The sequence below is a fragment of the Streptomyces sp. AC555_RSS877 genome, assembly GCF_019049245.1.
Taxonomy (GTDB): domain Bacteria; phylum Actinomycetota; class Actinomycetes; order Streptomycetales; family Streptomycetaceae; genus Streptomyces.
Map to the genome: position 1 here is coordinate 53,508 of NZ_JAGMUK010000053.1, position 17,755 is coordinate 71,262.

The window sequence follows — 17,755 nt, forward strand, 5'->3', positions numbered from 1 at the left end:
AGGGCGAAGAGCCTGGGGTGACCGTGAACAGTCAAAACAAAGGGGGCGCGCAACCGCGTTCTACGCGCGTCCGGAAGTCGACCTTGTGCGCCCCCTGTGGGGTTCGGAAGAGTGGTCGCTCGTCAACCAGCCTTCCGGTCCACGAGGTCCCCACAACCTCCGGACCGACCCCCCACAGGAGGACGCGAGTTGAAGCACCGACGCATACCCAGGCGGCGGGTCGCCGTGGCAGGTGCGGGCATCACCGCACTGGTCGCCGCGGGAGTCACCTTCCAGACTGCGAACGCCAGCGAGCCTGCGAACACCCCTGAGCCTCAGGTCCTTTCGGCTCTGGCGGCCGGAAAGCTCGCCTCGACGCTCGGCCAGGACCTCGGCGCCGACGCGGCGGGCACGTTCTACGACGCGAAGACCAAGAGCCTCGTGGTCAACGTGGTCGACGAGGCCGCGGCCGAGACCGTCGAGGCGGCCGGGGCCCAGGCCAGAGTCGTGGCGAACTCCCTCGCCGAACTGAAGAGCGCCCGCAGCACCCTCACGCGGGACGCGACCATCCCCGGCACCTCCTGGGCGACCGACCCGACGACCAACAAGGTCGTCGTCACCGCCGACCGCACGGTCTCCGACGCCGAGTGGGCGAAGCTGACCAAGGTCGTCGACGAGCTCGGCGGCACGGCCGAACTCCAGCGCACGAAGGGGGAGTTCAAGCCCTTCATCGCGGGCGGTGACGCCATCACCGGAGGCGGCGGGCGCTGCTCGCTCGGCTTCAACGTCGTCAAGGGCGGCGAGCCGTACTTCCTCACCGCCGGGCACTGCACCGAGTCCGTCTCCACCTGGTCGGACTCCAGCGGCACCGAGATCGGCACCAACGAGGTCTCCAGCTTCCCGGACGACGACTACGGCCTGGTCAAGTACACCGCCGACGTGGACCACCCGAGCGAGGTGGACCTCTACAACGGCTCCGCCCAGCAGATCACCGGCGCGGCCGCCGCCACCGTCGGCATGGAGGTCACCCGCAGCGGCTCCACGACCCAGGTGCACGACGGCACGGTCACCGGTCTGGACGCCACCGTGAACTACGGCAACGGCGACATCGTCAACGGCCTGATCCAGACCGACGTCTGCGCCGAACCCGGCGACAGCGGCGGCTCGCTCTTCTCGGGCAGCAGCGCGATCGGCCTCACCTCCGGCGGCAGCGGCGACTGCACCTCGGGCGGGGAGACCTTCTTCCAGCCGGTGACCGAGGCGCTGTCGGCGACCGGTACGCAGATCGGCTGACTCGGCGCGCAGGTTGCCGGATCGCCTGATCCGGCACCGTGATCCGGCTTCGTGAAGTCCCGCCCCGCGCGCGAGGGGCGGGACTTTCGCGTCGTAGTCGTACGGGAACGGCCTGCATGGTCCGCGCGGCCTGCCCGAACTGCCCGGCCTGCTTCGGCTGTCGCCTTCCGCGCAGCCCCGCCGCCAGCAGCGTGATCGCGATCCCGGCGAACGCCCACGGCGACAGGACCAGCAGTGAAGCGGTCGTGTCGTTGCCCTCGAAGTACGCGATCGAGCGTGCCGCCCAGGTTCCGGCGCCCGGAGGCAGGGCCGGACCGATGGCGTGCCAGAACGGCGGCAGCATCGGCAGCGGGAAGGCGCCGCCCGCGCTCGGGTTGCCCGCGATCACCACGAGCAGGATCGCGAGGCCGATGCCGACGATCCCGTGGCGCCGGCGTCCGCCTCGCCTCGTCGGCCACCACGCGCGGGTCAAGCGGCGAGCCGGGCAGCCGCTCCAGCCGAGTCACCGCCTGCTCGGCCGCGGCCCGCGGTGCGACGACTCCGAAGGGCACGTCCTTGGGTTCGGGGTCGTGCAGAGCCCCGACATGGGAGGCGATGAAGAGCGGCTGGAGCGCGACCACGCCGAGCACGAGCAGCGTCGCCCGAGGGGTCACGGCGTCCTTCACTTCGCCGAGAAAGGGGGTACTCGGGGTGTCGGCACCGGTGGTCCGCGTCATGCCCCCACGGCCCGGACCACGGGGTGTTTGCGCAGGTGGGACGGGCCCGGACGGATGTCGCACACACATTCGAAATTTGGTCTATGGTGGGGGTGAGGTAGCTGGGAACAAATGTTCGAGAGCTCGTCGGGCTCGCGAGTGCGGGAGGTGCGTGTGCCGGGCTTCACGCATCTGCACACCGTCTCCGGGTTCTCGCTGCGGTACGGAGCCTCACACCCGGAGCGGCTGGCCGAGCGCGCCTCCGAACGGGGCCTGGACGCCCTCGCCCTCACCGACCGCGACACCCTCGCCGGCACGGTCCGCTTCGCCAAGGCCTGCGCCAAGGCGGGGGTCCGCCCGCTGTTCGGCGTGGACCTCGCGGTGGAGACGCCCGGGGGCGGACGGCAGGAGCGGCGCCGCACGCCCGTGCGCGGAGGCGCCTTCATCGACGAGTCGACACCCCGCGTCACCTTCCTCGCCCGGGACGGCGCCCGCGGCTGGGCCGACCTGTGCCGGCTCGTCACGGCCTCGCACGCGAGGGAGGCCACGCCCCTGCTGCCCTGGGCCGACAACATGGCCGACGGCCTGACCGTCCTGCTCGGCCCCGCCTCAGACGTCGGCCGCGCCCTCGCCGCGGGGCGCCCCGACCGCGCGGCCGGGCTGATCGCCCCCTGGCGGGAGGTCTACGGCGACGCCCTGCGCCTCGAAGCCGTCTGGCACGGCCGCGAGGGCACCGGCCCCGGCTCCCTGCGGCTTGCCGTCCGTACCGTCGGCTTCGCCGCCGAGCAGCGGATCCGGCCCGTGCTCAGCAACGCCGTCCGGTACGCCGATCCCGGACTCGGCCCGGTCGCCGACGTCCTGGACGCGGCCCGCCGTCTGGTCCCCGTCGACCCGACGAAGGAACTGGACTCCGGCGAGGCCTGGCTCAAGGACGCCCCCGCCATGCTCGGGGTGGCGGAACGGGTCGTCGAGGCCGCCGGCTACCGGCGCGACACCGCCCACCACCTGCTGGAACAGACCCGGGCGACGGCCGCCGAGTGCCTGGTCGACCCCGAGGACGACCTCGGTATCGGCAGCGTCCACTTCCCCGAGCCGCACCTGGTCGGCGCGGACCGCCGCACCGCGCAGCGGACGCTGGCCTCGCGGGCGGCGACCGGAATGGTGCTGCACGGGTACGACCGCTCCCCGAAAGCGCGGCACTACTGGGAGCGGATGCACCGGGAACTGGACATCATCGCCCACCACGGCTTCGCCTCCTACTTCCTGACGGTCGCTCAGGTGGTGGACGACGTACGGGACATGGGCATCCGGGTCGCCGCCCGCGGCTCCGGTGCCGGCTCCCTGGTCAACCACCTCCTCGGCATCGCGCACGCCGACCCGGTCGAGCACGGGCTGCTGATGGAGCGCTTCCTGTCCAAGGAACGGGTCGTCCTGCCGGACATCGACATCGACGTGGAGTCCGCGCGCCGCCTGGAGGTCTACCGCGCGATCATCGGCCGGTTCGGTGCCGAGCGGGTCGCGACGGTCGCGATGCCGGAGACCTACCGGGTGCGGCACGCCATCCGTGACGTCGGCGCGGCCCTGTCCATGGACCCGGCCGACATCGACCGCATCGCCAAGTCCTTCCCGCACATCCGCGCCCGCGACGCCCGCGCGGCACTGGAGGAACTGCCCGAACTCAGAAAGCTGGCGGGGGAACTTCAGCGGGAGGGGGAGCGCTACGGGAAGCTCTGGGAACTGGTCGAGTCCCTCGACGCCCTCCCGCGCGGCGTCGCCATGCACCCCTGCGGAGTGCTCCTCTCCGACGCCTCCCTGCTCTCCCGTACGCCGGTCATGCCGACCAGCGGAGAGAGGCTGCCCATGGCGCAGTTCGACAAGGACGACGTCGAGGACCTCGGGCTGCTCAAGCTCGACGTGCTGGGCGTGCGGATGCAGTCGGCGATGGCACACGCGGTCGCGGAGGTGGAGCGGGCGACGGGGGACCGGATCGACCTGGACGCGGTGCCGGACGGTGATCCGGAGACGTACCGGCTCATCCGTTCCACCGAGACGTTGGGCTGTTTCCAGATCGAGTCACCGGGGCAGCGGGACCTGGTCGGACGGCTGCAGCCGGACACGTTCCACGACCTCGTCGTCGACATCTCGCTCTTCCGGCCGGGTCCGGTCGCCGCCGACATGGTGCGGCCGTTCATCGAGGCGCGGCACGGGCGGGCACCGGTCCGTTACCCGCACCGGGACCTGGAAGAGCCGCTGAAGGGGACGTACGGAGTCGTCGTCTTCCACGAGCAGATCATCGACATCGTCGCCATCATGACCGGCTGCGGGCGCGGCGAGGCGGACCGGGTGCGGCGCGGGCTGTCCGACCCGGAGTCGCAGGGGCGGATCAGGATCTGGTTCGCGCAGCACGCGGCGGCCCACGGCTACGACGCAGAAACGATTCAGCGAACCTGGGAGATCGTCGAGGCCTTCGGGTCGTACGGCTTCTGCAAGGCGCACGCGGTCGCCTTCGCCGTACCGACGTACCAGTCGGCGTGGCTGAAGGCGCACCACCCGGCCGCCTTCTACGCCGGGCTGCTCACGCACGATCCCGGGATGTACCCGAAGCGGCTGCTGCTGGCGGACGCGCGGCGGCGTGGGGTGCCGATCCTGCCCTTGGACGTGAACAGGTCGGCGGTCGCCCATCGTATCGAACTGGTATCTGAATCGAAGGTGTGGGGGCTGCGGTTGGGCCTCTCCGACGTCCACGGCATCAGCGAGGCCGAGGCGGCGCGGATCGCGGACGGGCAGCCGTACGCCTCGCTGCTCGACTTCTGGGAACGGGCCCGCCCGAGCAGGCCGCTCGCCCAGCGGCTCGCGCAGGTGGGTGCGTTGGACGCCTTCGGTGCCAACCGCCGTGATCTGCAGCTGCACTTGACCGAGTTGCACCGGGGAGCCCGGGGCAGTGGCAGCGGCGGGGGTCAACTCCCGCTGGCGGGCGGCAGAAAGACGGCCCCGGCCGGGCTGCCCGACCTCTCCTCGGCGGAGAAACTGAGTGCCGAGCTGGGTGTGCTGTCCATGGACGCCTCGCGCAATCTGATGGACGACCACCGGGCGTTCCTCGACGAGCTGGGCGTGGTGCCGGCACGGCGGCTGCGGGAGGCGCGGCACGGGGAGACCGTGCTGGTCGCGGGTGCCAAGGCGGCCACCCAGACGCCGCCCATCAGGTCCGGCAAGCGGGTCATCTTCTCCACCCTGGACGACGGCACGGGCCTGGTCGACCTCGCCTTCTTCGACGACTCCCACGACGCCTGCGCGCACACCGTCTTCCACTCCTGGCTGCTGCTGGTGCGCGGGGTGGTGCAGCGCCGCGGCCCGCGCAGCCTCAGCGTGGTGGGCGCCGCCGCCTGGAACCTCGCCGAACTGGCCGAACTGCGCGCCGAGGGTGGGCTCGACGAGGTGGCGGCACGACTGGCGGAGCCCATGCCGGAAGGGCGCGGGGATTCGACGGGCGGCAGGCGAATCCAGATGCCCACCGGATACGAACTGCATCCGTGGGCCGATCTGCGCCCGGCGGGCGAAGAGCCCGCGAAGGTAAGGAAGTTGTGGCACCAGAGTCCGGGGAGTGCGGGATGACCATCCTCTGCGTACGTTTCCAGCTGCCGCCGACGGAGGAGGCGGCCCTGCCGGGGCTGCTCGGATTGCTCGAGGAGTTCACGCCCGTCGTGGAGGCGCTGCCGCCGGACGGGGCGCTCGCCGATCTGCGGGGCGCCGAACGGTACTTCGGGCGCGGTGCGGTGGAGCTGGCGTCGGTGATCCGGGTCCGGGCGCTCGCCCTGTACGGCGTCGACTGCGTGATCGGCGCCGGGCCGGGACCCATGCTGGCCCGCATCGCGCTGCGCGACGCCGAACCGGGGGTGACCCGTGCGGTGTCCGAGGAGGCCGCGGTGGAGTTCCTCGCCGACAAGCCCGTCGCCGCGCTCCCCGGCGTCGGCGCCGCCACCGCCCGCACCCTGGGCGAGTACGGCCTCGACACCCTCGGCCTGGTCGCCGCCGCCCCCCTGTCCACCCTCCAGCGTCTGGTCGGCGCGAGGGCAGGTCGCGAACTGCGGGAGAAGGCGGGTGGCATCGACCGCGGCCGGGTCGTACCGAACGCCGTGTCCCGTTCGCTGGCCACCGAACGTCCTTTCGATCGCGACGAGTTGGACGCCGACCGGCACCGCCGCGCCCTGCTCTCGGCGGCCGAGGAGCTGGGCGCCAGGCTGCGCGCCCTCGACAAGGTCTGCGGCACCCTGACCCTCACCGTCCGCTACGCCGACCTCCCCCACTCTCGAACAAGCTCGAGCGGGGGGACCCCCACCTCCACGACCCGCACCCGCACCCTCGATGAGCCGACCGCGCACTCGGCCGCGCTCACGAAGGCGGCCTACGGCCTGTACGAGGCTCTTGGTCTGCAGCGTGCCCGGGTCCGCTCGGTCGCCCTGCGCGCCGAGGCCCTCGGTACCGCCGAACTGGCCTCCTACCAGCTCGCCTTCGACCCCCTGGACGAGAAACTGCGCCGCATCGAGGAGGTCGCGGACCGCGTGCGGGCGAAGTTCGGGCCGCGGGCGGTGATGCCGGGGACGCTGGCCGCGTAGAGGTCAGCCGGCCCACGGGGGTGTGATGCGGGTGCCGTCGGCGAGTTCCGCCTCCAGGCCGATGGAGGTGGTGACCCAGGAGGTGGCGAGCTCGCTCGTCGGGTTCTCGACGGCGAGGGTCGACCCGGCGTTGATGATCACCGTGTCGCCCGCGGTGACGCGGTGGGTGTGACCGTCGAGGGTCATCAGCAGTTCGCCGCCGAGCACATGGAAGATCTCCTCCCGGTTGACGGTGTGCGCGGGCGCCCTGGTCCCTGCCGGGATCTCGCCGCGCCAGGCGCACAGCTCCGTGCTGCCGGTGCGGGGGGAGGCGTACGAGACGAAGCGGGCGCCGTGGATCTCGTGGGTGACGGCTTCGGACGGACGGATGACGGGCATGGGCTCTCCGATGGCAGATGGTCAAGCTGCTTGACTAGTTGGCTTTATGGTCAAGCAGCCTGACCAAGTTGTCAACGGTGTTTCAATGCTGCCGTGCAGAATTCCGAAGCCATGGCCCTGTCCGCCGCCCTGCTCGCCGTCGCCGGTGAGCTCACGCAGCGCATCAACGAGGGTGTCGTCGCCCGTGGCTTCGAGGGGATCAGGCCCGCGCACGGCTTCGCGTTCGCCCGGCTCGCCCCCGACGGGGCGACGGTCACCGAGCTCGCCGCGCACCTCGGCGTGACCAAGCAGGCCGCCAGTCAGCTGGTCGACGAGATCGTGCGCAAGGGGTACGCCGAGCGGCGGCCGCATCCCGGCGACGCCCGGGCCCGGCTGGTCGTGCTGACCGGGCGGGGGTGGGCCTGCACCCGGGCGGCGGAGGAGGCGGCCGCGGAAGCCGTGGGGGCCTGGGTGGCGCTGCTCGGTGAGGGTCAAGTGCGCGAGCTGCGCGACCAACTGGGGCGCATCGCACCCTATGGCCCCATCAGGCCGACCTGGTGACGATTCGTCAGTGCCTTATCAGGGGGCTCCAGCCGTCGATGGTTACCACTGGAAGTTTTTACTGACGCGTAACTTCACAAGTGCACTACTCGTCCGTAACTTGACAAGTGAACAGCATCCTCGTGATCCGGATCACAGGGCGTAAAGCCGTCGCAACTCCCTTGAGCCGCAAGGAGATCACCCGATGCTGCCCTGGAAACGAGTGCTCAGACCCCTGGCCGCACTGCTGCTGACCGCCGCGGTCGCCGTCGTCCCCGCCACCACAGCCCAGGCTGCCGACTCCTCCGGCGGGGGAGGCTGGAACAACTACTCCTGCAAGCCGTCCGCCGCCCATCCCCGCCCCGTCGTCCTCGTGCACGGAACCTTCGCGAACTCCGTCGACAACTGGCTGGGCCTCGCGCCCTACCTGAAGAACCGCGGTTACTGCGTCTTCTCTCTCGACTACGGCCAACTGCCCGGCGTCCCGCTCGTCCACGCCCTCGGCCCCATCGACAAGTCGGCCGAGCAACTGAAGGCCTACGTCGACAAGGTGCTCGCCGCGACCGGCGCCGCCGAGACCGACCTCGTCGGCCACTCGCAGGGCGGCATGATGCCCCGCTACTACCTCAAGTTCCTCGGCGGAGCCGCCAAGGTGAACGCCCTCGTCGGCATCGCGCCCAGCAACCACGGCACCACGCTCTCGGGCTTCACCCGCCTCCTGCCGTACTTCCCGGGCATCGAGGACCTGCTCACCACCAACACCCCCGCCCTCGCCGACCAGGTCGCCGGCTCCGCCTTCCTCACCAAGCTCAACGAGGGCGGCGACACCGTGCCGGGGGTTCGGTACACGGTCCTCGCCACCAAGTACGACGAGGTGGTCACGCCGTACCGGAGCCAGTTCCTCAGCGGACCTGACGTGCGCAACATCCTGCTCCAGGACCTGTGCCCGGCCGACCTGTCCGAACACGCCGTCATCGGGCTGCTCGACCGGATCGCCTTCCACGAGGTGGCCAACGCCCTTGACCCGGCGCACGCCATCCCGACCACCTGCGCGTCGGTGCTCGGCTGAGTGCCGCCGGGGTCTGACCGGCCTGAGCCGCCGGTCAGACCCCGGAACCCCAGGTCAGCGACCGGGCCGGCCGCCGCCCACAGCCCGCCGGCGCACCGAGGCGAACAGGACCGCCGAGCCGAGCGCCAGCGTCGCCGCGCCGCCCACGGCGAGGTACGGCGTGCTGCCGTCGCCACCGGTCTCGGCGAGGTCCCCGGTGTTGCCCGCCGCCTTCGCCTCGTCGAGCGGGGAACTCTCGCCCTGGGTGACCGGCTCGGCCGCGGGACTCGTCTCCGGACTCGCCTGCGAATCCGTCTCCGTCTCGGCCGATGTCCTGGCGTCCTGGTCATCATGGCCGTTGTGCTCGACCGTCGACTTGTCGGTGCCGTCCTCGATCTGCTCCTCGGAGGGAGCGGAGGCGGTCGGGACCGGGGACGCGCCGCTCGTCGTACCGCCGTCACTGTCGCTGCCACCGCTCCCGCCGCCGAACGCCACGTCCGAGCAGGAGTAGAACGCCTCCGGGCTGTCCGAGCGCTGCCAGATCGCGTACAGCAACTGCTTGCCGGAGCGCTGGGGGAGGCTGCCGGAGAAGGTGGAGAAGCCGCCGGACGTCACCGGGTCGGTGGCCGTCGCCACCGGGTTGGCCAGGTCCAGGTCGTCCCAGGCGAGTGGCTGCGCCGGGTCGTAACCGGCCTTGGTGATGTACACCGTGAAGGTCCCCTTGTGCGGGGCGGTCACGCGGTACTTGAAGGTGTACGACCCACTGCTCACGCTGGTCGCGGGCCAGTCGGCGCGGACCAGGTCGAGCCCCTTGAACTCGTCGTTGTTCGCGCTGCACAGCCTGCCGTCCGGGATCAGCGCCTGGTGCCGTCCGTCCGCGTTGCCGATGCGGATGCCGTTCCAGTCGTAGAGCGCCTGCGTGCCGCCGGCCGCGACCGCCGCCCGGCACGCGTCCGACGCCGGGTTCTCGGGGCCCTCCGCGTAACACTGCGAGATCCGGCTGACCGGGTCGCCCATCGATCCGTGCGCGGCCGCGGGGGCGGCGGACAGGGTGGTCAGGGCCAGCGGGGCCAGGCCGAGAACGGCGACGGTGACGGCCTTGCGGCGTGCGGGCATGGGGGATCTCCTCGAACCGGAACTTGGTGCGTGCCGGATCAAAGAAACCGTGAAAAAGCCTGCTGGGGGCTGCTGGAGGCGATCTTTATGGCCGCCTTAAGGGAGGGCTGAGACGGAGATCAGGTAGGTGGCCGGCCTGCGTCACGGTGGCGGCAGCGATCTAGGACACGGCCGCCTGGCGCGCCACGCGGTGGCGGAGGTAGACGACTCCCGAGGGGAAGGTGCGGGTCTCGACGAGTTCGAGATCCACCCGGCGCTCGCGCTGGGGAAAGAACGGAGTGCCACCGCCGACCAGCACCGGGTAGACCATGGCCCGGTACTCGTCGATCAGATCCGCCGCGGCCGCCTCGGCGGCGAGAGTCGCGCCGCCGATCGCGATGTCGCCCTCTCCCGGCTCGGCTCGCAGCCGCTCGATCTCCTCCGCCACGCCGCCGGAGGCCAGGCGGGCATTGCCCTGCACCGACGACAGCGTGGTGGAGAACACCACCCTCGGCAGCGCCTTCCACAGCGCGGTCCACTCGAGATTGGCGTCGTCGAGCGACGGATCCTGGTCGGCGGTCTCCCAGTACAGCATCGTCTCGTACAGCCGTCGTCCCAGCAGGTGGACGCCGACCTCTCGAATCTCGTCGATCCAGAAGCGAAAGGCCTCCTCGTCGGGCACCGTCCAGTCGAAGCGGCCGTCCGGCCCGACGATGTAGCCGTCAAGTGAGACGCTCATCGAATAGGTCACGCTGCGCATGAGAAGTCCTCCTCGGTCACGGGCTCGACGGTACGACCGCCGCAAGCCGCGGAACTCATCGCGACGCGCGGGATCACCTGCGCCTCACCACTGGCCGAGCCCGTCGCACGGCGCATCGGTCCCGGTAGCGTGCGCGCCATGACGCATGAGGAGATCCGGCCCGCGACGACAGCCGACGTACCCGCCGTGAAAGCCGTCACCGACGCCGCGTACCACCACTACATCGAGCGCATCGGGACGGTGCCGCAACCCATGCGGGCGGACCACGCGGCGAACGTGGCCGAGGGGAAGGTGTTCGTGACGGGGGAGCCCGTGATCGGGCTGGTGGTCATCGAGGCGTACGAGGACCACCTGTACCTGGACAACATCGCCGTCCACCCCGACGCGCACGGCAGGGGCGTGGGGGGACGGCTGCTGCGTTTCGTGGAGGCACGCGCGCGTGCGCTGCGTCTGCCCGAACTCAGGCTCCACACGCACGCCTTGATGTGGGAGAACCAGAAGATCTACCCGAAGTACGGATACGAGGTCGTGGAGCGGCGCACCGACGGGCCGTACGACCGCGTTCACTACCGCAAGCGGCTGCACTGACGTGAACTCGGGCCGAGCAACTCGTGCCCCTCACCCGTCCGGCCACCACGTGCGCGCGATGTCCTTTCGGACCTCCGGGCGTCCCGCAGGGCGCTCGTCGGCCTCCTCGCGGACCTGGCGGGAGTCCGTCTTCTTCAGGGGCTTCTGCACGGTCACACGGCGCATGGCTGCCTCCTTCAGGGTCTACCGAGTTCCGCGTTCTCACGGAGGTAGACCCGTTAAGGGAGACTTCCTCATCGGTTGCTGTTCTGTCAGTGGCCAGTGTCACGATTCGACTGTCAGTGGCAGGTGTCACCCTTGGGCGCATGACGCACGAGAGTGACGAAACGACTTCGGTGAGTGTCGACTGGGACGCGCGGGCCGCCTCCTTCGACGACGAGCCGGACCACGGTCTGCGCGACCCGCGGGTGCGCCACGCCTGGGCAGGACGGCTGCGCGACTGGATCCCCGAGCGCCCGTCCGACGTCCTCGACCTCGGCTGCGGCACCGGCAGCCTGTCGCTCCTCGCCGCCGAACAGGGCCACCACCTCACCGGCGTGGACCTGTCTCCGGCCATGGTCGGCCTCGCGCGGGCCAAGTCGGCCGGCCGTGACGCCGTGTTCCTCGTCGGTGACGCGACGGCACCGCCCGTGAGGGAGGAGCGCTTCGACGTCGTGCTCGTACGGCACCTGCTGTGGGCGCTGCCCGACCCCGGCCGCGCCGTGCGGCACTGGCGGGAGCTGCTGCGACCGGGAGGGCGGCTGGTGCTGGTCGAGGGCGTGTGGGGGACGGCGAGCCCGGTGGGCATCCCCGCCGACCGGCTCACCGCCCTCCTCGCCCCGCTCGCCGCGCAGGTGCGCGTCGACCGGCTGTCGGACGACAGGCTGCTGTGGGGGAGGGAGGTGGAGGACGAGCGGTATGCGGTGGTGGCGGTGGTCCGTTGAGGACGGTCACGAGTGGCGGCGTAGGTGGTCGGCTGAGGACGGCTACAAGAGCAGCGCGTCGAAGCCGCCCGCGCGCGCCAGCGCCTCCAACTCGTCAAGGGCGGCCACGGCGGCGGCCGCCGCCTCCGGGTCCCGCTCCGCGAGACCGCTCTCGGCGAACTCGTCCTCGTCCAGGCGGAGCACGTCCGTGCCGTCGGCCGAAAGCCACAAATCCAGGTCGAGATCCTCCACGACGACTTCGCCACCGGACCGCGTGGCCGGGCGGGTGACGTCGCAGTACCAGCCCTTCAGATCACCGGACGCCGCGCGGACCTCCTTCACCGCATACCAGCGGTCCCGCCAGTAGTACTCGGTGAAGACGTCGCCGGGCTCGAAGCGGACGAAGCCGAAGTCGCGGACGCCCTCGCCGGCCCAGGCGGCGCGGACCACGAGCCGGGTGCCGTCGTCGCCGAGGAGCCCGGCCTCGTAACGGATCTTCGTGCGGCCCCCCTTGACCAGGACGATCTCCAGGAGCACCGAGGGGTCAGCCGAGTTCGCGGACATACCGCACCTCCGTAGCGCAGATCTCGTACCCGAACCACTTGTTGATCGCGATCATCGGGTCGTTGCCGGTGTCGTTGCCCGTGAACGCCTGCGTGAATCCGGCGGCACGCGCGCGGTGCAGGGAGTCGTTCTTGGCGAGCTTGGCCAGGCCCCGGCCGCGGAAGGCGCGGGCGGTGCCGGTCATGACGGTGCCGTAGCGGGTGCCGCCGTCGGTGCGGGCCATGCTGAAGGCCGCGGGGCGGCCGTCGGCCACGGCGACCGAGGTCAGCTCTGGACTGAACAGCGGGTGGTACCAGGTCTCCGCCAGCCAGGCCTCGTAGTCGGTGAACTCGTAGGCGATGTCGCTCGGTTCGTCCGACATCGTCTCCGAGTCCAGCTCGAACAGCGGGCGCGGATCGTCCGCGAAGTCGGCACCCGTGCGCAGTTCGACACCCGGCGGCAGCGCCCCGAGCGGTGGCAGGTCGCCGTTCGCCAGGTCCAGGCGGAGGAAGTGCGCGGAGCGGCTGCCGTGGTAGCCGTGCCGCTCGGCGAAGACGCGGTTGCCCGGCTCGTCCAGGACCCAGGCGAAGAGCTTGGTCGCACCGTGGGCGGTCAGGTGCTCCTCGGCGGCGCGAACCAGCAGCGCGCCGGCGCCGCGGCGCGTCCGCTCCGGGTGCACGTAGACGTTGACGTAGCCCAGACCGGCCTCCGGGCTGTCATGGACGAGCCCGACCTGGGCGGTGCCGATCACCTCGCCGTCCTCCTCCGCGACCAGCGGCCGGTAGTGGGCCTCGGGCCGGATGTGGGCGAGGTCGTGGGCGAGGGAGTCCGGGGTGACGAGGAAGAACGGAAGCGCGAGGTGGCGGACGCGGGCGAAGCCCTCGATGTCGGCTCGGACCTCGGGCGCGAGGTCGCGCACGATCACAGTCATGTACGCGCACGCTACGGGGGCGATGGACCGCGGTGCCTCTCATTTTCTGGCGGGTGCGGGACAATCACCCCGTGACCTTGAAGATCCACATCGATGAGAGCGCCCCGCCGTACGAGCAGGTGCGGGCCCAGATCTCCGAGCAGGCCCGGTCGGGGGTGCTGCCGGTGGGATACCGGCTGCCGACGGTGCGAGGGCTGGCCGAGTCGCTCGGACTCGCCGCGAACACCGTCGCCAAGGCGTACCGGGCGCTGGAGGCGGACGGGGTGATCGAGACCCGGGGGCGCAACGGAACGTATGTCGCCGCCGCGGGCTCGGCGGCGGAACGGGAAGCCGCGCTGGCCGCACAGGCGTACGCCGAGCGGGTCCGACGGCTCGGGTTGGACGAGGACGCGGCACTCGTCGCGGTGCGGGATGCCCTGCGGGCGGCTTACGGGGCGGGCTGAGCTACGTCCGGGGCCTTCCCCTGGGGGCCGGAGCCGCGAGCGTCCGGGGCCTTTCCCGTTGGAGGGCCGGAGCCGCGAGCGTCCGGGGCCCTTCCCCCCGGGCCACCGGAACCGAGAACGCCCGGGCTCTTCCCTGGGCCACCGGAACCGAGAACGCCCGGGCTCTTTTGTGGGGCACCGGACTCGGGGGGGCGTGGGCTCTTTTGTGGGGCACCGGACTCGGGGGGCGTGGGCTCTTTTGTGGGGCACCGGACTCGGGGAGTGCGGGCCCTTCCGTGGGGCACCGGACTCGGGGAGTGCGGGCCCTTCCGTGGGGCACCGGACTCGGGGAGTGCGGGCCCTTCCGTGGGACACCGGACTCGGGGAGCGCGGGCCTTTTGTGGGCACCGGAAATCCGGAAGCGCGGGACCTTCCCCGAAAGGGGCCGGGGCCGGGGCCGGGAGCGTCAAGCCCGCTCCAGGTGCTCCGGCGCTCGGGTGACGTCCCAGCCCTCCGCCCGCGCCGCCCTGGCGAAGGTCATCGCGTCCTCCACCGCCGCCCCCGTCGGGTCGTTGTTGAAGTACGCGAACACGTCCTTGCCCCCGGACCACGTCTGCGTGATCCGCTCGGCCCACGTCTTCAGGGCCCGTCGGCCGTAGTGCGGCCAGGCGCGGGCGCGGCCGACGTGGAAGCGGACGTAGCCCCAGTCGGCGGTGCGCCACAGCGGGGTGGCCGGGCGGGAGCGGACGTCGGCCCAGCACAGGGCGGCGCCGCGTGATTCCAGCACCTCGCGCACCTCGTTCGTCCACCACGAGTCGTGGCGCGGTTCGACCGCGACCCTCGTCCCGGCCGGGAAGCAGGACAGGCAGGTGTCCAGCAGCCCCGCGTCCGCGCGCAGTGTCGGTGGCAGTTGGAGCAGGACCGGTCCCAGGCGGTCGCCGAGGCCCGCCGCGTGGCTCATCAGGCGGTGCACCGGCTCCTCGGGGTCCCGCAGCCGTTTGATGTGGGTCAGATAGCGGCTGGCCTTCACCGCGACGACGAAGTCCGGCGGGGTGCGCTCCCGCCAGGCCTCGAAGGTCTCCCGGGACGGCAGCCGGTAGAAGGCGTTGTTGATCTCGACCGTCGCGAAACGCGCCGCGTACTCCTCCAGCCACAGCCGCGTCGGGCACCCGGCCGGGTAGAGGACGCCCCGCCAGTCCTTGTACTGCCAGCCCGAGGTGCCGAGGAACAGGGTCATATCCCCATCAAAGCACGCGCCCTACAGGTACAGCCCCGCGTCCGTCCCCGGCCGCGGCTCCGGTACCGAGGTCGGCGAGGTGCCCCGGCGCAACGCGTACAGCTCCGCCAGCGTCGCGCCCTCGCGGCCCACACCCTCCTTGCTGCCCAGCCAGCTCACCGCCTCCCGGTGCGTCAGCCGGCCCACCTCGATGCGGGCCAGGCAGCGGCCGGGGCGGACCACGGCCGGGTGGAGGCGCTCCAGGTCCTCGTTGGTGGTGACGCCCACCAGGACGTTGCGGCCCTGGCCGAGCAGGCCGTCGGTCAGGTTGAGCAGCCGCGACAGGGCCTGGCCCGCCGTGTGCTTGGCCTCCCCGCGGATCAGCTCGTCGCAGTCCTCCAGGAGGAGCAGCCGCCAGCGGCCCTTGCCCGTGGAGTCGTCCTCGCCGATCGCGATGTCCATCAGATAGCCGACGTCGGAGAAGAGGCGCTCGGGGTCCAGGACGCAGTCCACCTGGCACCAGTCCCGCCAGGAACGCGCCAGCGTCCGCAGCGCCGAGGTCTTGCCGGTGCCCGGCGGGCCGTGCAGGAGCAGCAGACGGCCCGCGATGCCATCGGGGGTCGTCTTCATCAGGCGGTCCATCGCGTCCGCGACCGGCGCGGTGTAGTTGTCCCGCACCTCGTCCCAGGTGCCCGCGGAGATCTGCCGGGTGGTGCGGTGCGGGCCGCGCCTCGGGGAGACGTACCAAAAGCCCATGGTCACGTTCTCCGGCTGCGGTTCGGGCTCGTCCGCCGCGCCGTCGGTGGCCTGGTCGAGGACCTTTTCGGCGAGCTCGGGACTGGTCGCCGTCACCGTGACGTCGGCGCCGCGGTTCCAGCGGGAGATCAGCAGGGTCCAGCCGTCGCCCTCGGCGAGGGTCGCGCTCCGGTCGTCGTCGCGGGCGACGCGCAGCACCCGGGCGCCCGCCGGCAGCAGCGTCGCCCCGGACCGCACGCGGTCGATGTTGGCCGCGTGCGAGTACGGCTGCTCGCCCGTCGCGAAGCGGCCGAGGAACAGCGCGTCGACGACGTCGGACGGTGAGTCGCTGTCGTCGACGTTGAGCCGGATCGGCAGAGCGTCGTGTGGGTTCGCAGACATGCCGCCATGATCCGGCACGCGGACGCCGTGTGCACCCGCTTTCCGCGGTGCACCGCCCCCCGCACCTTCGGCACGGGCGGCGCGAGAACCGCGGCGCGTCACGAGCGTCCCGCGCTCCCGGCGTATCCCCTTCGGCCTGTTACACAGCTGTGCGCCCACGACATCTGCCCCAGGGGGCGTCCTGCCGGATACGGTTGCCCTTGATGGGACGTCATGGGTGGAATTCGGGGGTGGGGCGGTGGCGGCTCACCGCGCTGCTCGGGGTCGGCGTGGCCGCACTGGCTTTGGTGGTGACCCTCCTCAACACGCTTCCCGGGGGCGGCTCGGGCACCGAGGGCACCTCGCGCGACGGGGACAAGGTGCACGGCACGCCCACCGCCACTCCGGCCGCGACACAGCCGGACGTGGGCTGGGGCTTCACCCACACCCAGTTCAGCGCCGACGAGGGCAGTGCCGCCGCCGTCGAGCGCGTCGAGGAACTGCTGTCGGAGGCCGGGGGCCTGCCGCAGATCCAGCACCTGATGGGCTGGGGCGCCGACAACCCCGAACCGGTCGAGGGGCGTTACGACTTCGAGGCGATGGACCTCCGCGTCGACTTCATGCGCGCGTCCGGCGGCACGCCCGTCATCACGCTGTGCTGCGCCCCCGACTGGATGAAGGGCGGCGAGGCCGGCGTCGACAACACCGACTGGAGCCAGGCCTCCCTGGAGACCGCCCCCGAGCGTGAGCACTACCAGGACTTCGCAGACCTGGCCGCGACCGTCGCCAAGCGCTATCCGGACGTACGCCACTTCATCGTCTGGAACGAGTTCAAGGGCTTCTGGAACGACGCCGAGGCCCGCTGGGACCACGAGGGGTACACCGAGCTGTACAACCTCGTCTACAAGGCCCTCAAGAAGGTCGACAGGGACATCATGGTCGGCGGGCCCTACCTGGTCATGGACAGTCTCGACCCGAGGTCGGAAGACGCCTCCGCGACCTTCAAAGGCCCCTGGGGCGCCATGGACCAGCGTGTCCTCGACGCCTTCGAGTACTGGAACAAGCACAAGGCGGGCGCCGAGTTCGTGGTCGTGGACGGGTCCAGTTACACCCAGGACGACGAGCTGCTGCCCGACGAGTTCGCGGCCACCGACAAGTTCACCGCGGTGGGCGACTGGGTGCGCGCGCGGACCGGCGACCTGCCGCTGTGGTGGGCCGAGTACTACGTCGAGCCCGCCGACGGCAACGACGAGCGCAAGGGCTGGTCCGAGACCCGCCGGGTCGCCGTCCAGGCGGCCGGGATGATCGCCATGGTCAAGGGCGGTGCCTCCTCCGGTTTCTACTGGAACCCGGAGAAGGAGAAGGGCTCCGACTGCCCGGGCTGCCTGTGGACACCGACCGACAGCCGGGGCGGGGGCGAGAAGCTGCCCATGTACGACCTGGTCGCGCGCTTCAGCCAGGAGTTCCCGCCGGGAACCGCCGCGGAGGAGGTGCCGGTCGCCGCCGCCGACGGGTCCGAGGTCCGGGTCCTGGCGACCGACGAGGTGATCCTGGTCGTCAACACCCTCGACCGGTCGATCAGCGCGAAGATCGACGGCAAGGACGTCACGATGCAGGCGTACGAGGTCAGGTGGCTCGAACGCCGGGCCACCTGACC

General features: G+C 71.5%; 17 protein-coding genes and 1 pseudogene. 9 read left to right on the forward strand and 9 right to left on the reverse strand.

Translation table 11 applies throughout. The features are described from left to right. Positions 1-189 precede the first annotated feature (189 nt). Positions 190-1,272 carry a S1 family peptidase gene (locus KUM49_RS23075; protein ID WP_217238814.1) on the forward strand — a complete coding sequence of 361 codons (1,083 nt, stop codon included), beginning with the start codon at positions 190-192 and terminating at the stop codon, positions 1,270-1,272. 157 nt (positions 1,273-1,429) lie between these two features. On the opposite strand, the pseudogene KUM49_RS48545 reads toward KUM49_RS23075, so the two are convergent. Beyond that, positions 1,430-1,988, reverse strand: a pseudogene (locus tag KUM49_RS48545) (hypothetical protein); the annotation flags it as partial. A gap of 153 nt (positions 1,989-2,141) precedes the next feature. Here KUM49_RS48545 and KUM49_RS23080 point away from each other — a divergent pair. Beyond that, entirely contained in the window at positions 2,142-5,579 is a 3,438-nt protein-coding gene (locus KUM49_RS23080) for a DNA polymerase III subunit alpha (RefSeq protein ID WP_217238815.1), read from the forward strand. Further along, positions 5,576-6,580 (forward strand): hypothetical protein, encoded by a 1,005-nt coding sequence (locus KUM49_RS23085; protein WP_217238816.1) that lies wholly within the window; start codon positions 5,576-5,578, stop codon positions 6,578-6,580. The genes KUM49_RS23080 and KUM49_RS23085 overlap by 4 nt, the downstream gene beginning before the upstream one ends. Positions 6,581-6,583: 3 nt before the next feature. Here the strand turns inward: KUM49_RS23085 and KUM49_RS23090 are convergent, their stop codons facing one another. Beyond that, positions 6,584-6,958: a cupin domain-containing protein gene (locus tag KUM49_RS23090; protein ID WP_217238817.1), complete on the reverse strand. Its 375-nt coding sequence runs from the start codon at positions 6,956-6,958 to the stop codon at positions 6,584-6,586. A 93-nt stretch (positions 6,959-7,051) separates the two neighbouring features. Between KUM49_RS23090 and KUM49_RS23095 the strand changes: the two genes are divergently transcribed. Beyond that, positions 7,052-7,498 carry a MarR family winged helix-turn-helix transcriptional regulator gene (locus KUM49_RS23095; protein ID WP_217238818.1) on the forward strand — a complete coding sequence of 149 codons (447 nt, stop codon included), beginning with the start codon at positions 7,052-7,054 and terminating at the stop codon, positions 7,496-7,498. Positions 7,499-7,682: 184 nt separating this feature from the next. Next, positions 7,683-8,546 (forward strand): triacylglycerol lipase, encoded by an 864-nt coding sequence (locus KUM49_RS23100; protein ID WP_217238819.1) that lies wholly within the window; start codon positions 7,683-7,685, stop codon positions 8,544-8,546. A 54-nt stretch (positions 8,547-8,600) separates the two neighbouring features. Here the strand turns inward: KUM49_RS23100 and KUM49_RS23105 are convergent, their stop codons facing one another. Then, positions 8,601-9,641 carry a lytic polysaccharide monooxygenase gene (locus tag KUM49_RS23105; protein ID WP_217238820.1) on the reverse strand — a complete coding sequence of 347 codons (1,041 nt, stop codon included), beginning with the start codon at positions 9,639-9,641 and terminating at the stop codon, positions 8,601-8,603. A 160-nt stretch (positions 9,642-9,801) separates the two neighbouring features. Further along, on the reverse strand, positions 9,802-10,380 hold the full coding sequence (locus KUM49_RS23110; RefSeq protein ID WP_217238821.1) for a dihydrofolate reductase family protein: 579 nt from the start codon (positions 10,378-10,380) through the stop codon (positions 9,802-9,804). A gap of 138 nt (positions 10,381-10,518) precedes the next feature. Between KUM49_RS23110 and KUM49_RS23115 the strand changes: the two genes are divergently transcribed. After that, positions 10,519-10,968 (forward strand): GNAT family N-acetyltransferase, encoded by a 450-nt coding sequence (locus KUM49_RS23115; protein WP_217238822.1) that lies wholly within the window; start codon positions 10,519-10,521, stop codon positions 10,966-10,968. A 30-nt stretch (positions 10,969-10,998) separates the two neighbouring features. On the opposite strand, the gene KUM49_RS49860 is transcribed toward KUM49_RS23115, so the two are convergent. Continuing rightward, complete coding sequence (locus KUM49_RS49860) at positions 10,999-11,133, reverse strand: hypothetical protein (RefSeq protein WP_095749573.1); 135 nt, start codon at positions 11,131-11,133, stop codon at positions 10,999-11,001. A gap of 140 nt (positions 11,134-11,273) precedes the next feature. On the opposite strand from KUM49_RS49860, the gene KUM49_RS23120 reads away from it, so the two are divergent. Next, a complete protein-coding gene (locus KUM49_RS23120) occupies positions 11,274-11,891 on the forward strand; it encodes a class I SAM-dependent methyltransferase (protein ID WP_217238823.1) in 618 nt (205 codons plus the stop codon). A 42-nt stretch (positions 11,892-11,933) separates the two neighbouring features. On the opposite strand, the gene KUM49_RS23125 is transcribed toward KUM49_RS23120, so the two are convergent. Further along, positions 11,934-12,434 (reverse strand): DUF402 domain-containing protein, encoded by a 501-nt coding sequence (locus KUM49_RS23125; protein WP_217238824.1) that lies wholly within the window; start codon positions 12,432-12,434, stop codon positions 11,934-11,936. After that, on the reverse strand, positions 12,415-13,344 hold the full coding sequence (locus KUM49_RS23130; protein WP_217238825.1) for a GNAT family N-acetyltransferase: 930 nt from the start codon (positions 13,342-13,344) through the stop codon (positions 12,415-12,417). The genes KUM49_RS23125 and KUM49_RS23130 overlap by 20 nt, the downstream gene beginning before the upstream one ends. Positions 13,345-13,415: 71 nt before the next feature. Between KUM49_RS23130 and KUM49_RS23135 the strand changes: the two genes are divergently transcribed. Continuing rightward, complete coding sequence (locus KUM49_RS23135) at positions 13,416-13,787, forward strand: GntR family transcriptional regulator (RefSeq protein ID WP_217238826.1); 372 nt, start codon at positions 13,416-13,418, stop codon at positions 13,785-13,787. 445 nt (positions 13,788-14,232) lie between these two features. Here the strand turns inward: KUM49_RS23135 and KUM49_RS23140 are convergent, their stop codons facing one another. Then, on the reverse strand, positions 14,233-15,003 hold the full coding sequence (locus tag KUM49_RS23140) for a DUF72 domain-containing protein (RefSeq protein ID WP_217238827.1): 771 nt from the start codon (positions 15,001-15,003) through the stop codon (positions 14,233-14,235). Positions 15,004-15,024: 21 nt separating this feature from the next. After that, positions 15,025-16,119 (reverse strand): DUF5925 domain-containing protein, encoded by a 1,095-nt coding sequence (locus tag KUM49_RS23145; RefSeq protein ID WP_217238828.1) that lies wholly within the window; start codon positions 16,117-16,119, stop codon positions 15,025-15,027. Positions 16,120-16,322: 203 nt separating this feature from the next. On the opposite strand from KUM49_RS23145, the gene KUM49_RS23150 reads away from it, so the two are divergent. Next, positions 16,323-17,753, forward strand: coding sequence for a xylan 1,4-beta-xylosidase (locus KUM49_RS23150; RefSeq protein WP_217238829.1), 1,431 nt, complete (start codon positions 16,323-16,325; stop codon positions 17,751-17,753). The last annotated feature ends 2 nt before the right edge of the window (positions 17,754-17,755 follow it).

What these genes read in the sequence shown, in the direction of transcription:
- KUM49_RS23120 (WP_217238823.1), top strand. Translation starts at nt 11,274, where the DNA reads ATGACGCACGAGAGTGACGAAACGACTTCGGTGAGTGTCGACTGGGAC.
- KUM49_RS23140 (WP_217238827.1), bottom strand. Translation starts at nt 15,003, where the DNA reads ATGACCCTGTTCCTCGGCACCTCGGGCTGGCAGTACAAGGACTGGCGG.
- KUM49_RS23105 (WP_217238820.1), bottom strand. Translation starts at nt 9,641, where the DNA reads ATGCCCGCACGCCGCAAGGCCGTCACCGTCGCCGTTCTCGGCCTGGCC.
- KUM49_RS23090 (WP_217238817.1), bottom strand. Translation starts at nt 6,958, where the DNA reads ATGCCCGTCATCCGTCCGTCCGAAGCCGTCACCCACGAGATCCACGGC.
- KUM49_RS23115 (WP_217238822.1), top strand. Translation starts at nt 10,519, where the DNA reads ATGACGCATGAGGAGATCCGGCCCGCGACGACAGCCGACGTACCCGCC.
- KUM49_RS49860 (WP_095749573.1), bottom strand. Translation starts at nt 11,133, where the DNA reads ATGCGCCGTGTGACCGTGCAGAAGCCCCTGAAGAAGACGGACTCCCGC.
- KUM49_RS23150 (WP_217238829.1), top strand. Translation starts at nt 16,323, where the DNA reads ATGGGACGTCATGGGTGGAATTCGGGGGTGGGGCGGTGGCGGCTCACC.
- KUM49_RS23145 (WP_217238828.1), bottom strand. Translation starts at nt 16,119, where the DNA reads ATGTCTGCGAACCCACACGACGCTCTGCCGATCCGGCTCAACGTCGAC.
- KUM49_RS23130 (WP_217238825.1), bottom strand. Translation starts at nt 13,344, where the DNA reads ATGACTGTGATCGTGCGCGACCTCGCGCCCGAGGTCCGAGCCGACATC.
- KUM49_RS23100 (WP_217238819.1), top strand. Translation starts at nt 7,683, where the DNA reads ATGCTGCCCTGGAAACGAGTGCTCAGACCCCTGGCCGCACTGCTGCTG.
- KUM49_RS23125 (WP_217238824.1), bottom strand. Translation starts at nt 12,434, where the DNA reads ATGTCCGCGAACTCGGCTGACCCCTCGGTGCTCCTGGAGATCGTCCTG.
- KUM49_RS23110 (WP_217238821.1), bottom strand. Translation starts at nt 10,380, where the DNA reads ATGCGCAGCGTGACCTATTCGATGAGCGTCTCACTTGACGGCTACATC.
- KUM49_RS23085 (WP_217238816.1), top strand. Translation starts at nt 5,576, where the DNA reads ATGACCATCCTCTGCGTACGTTTCCAGCTGCCGCCGACGGAGGAGGCG.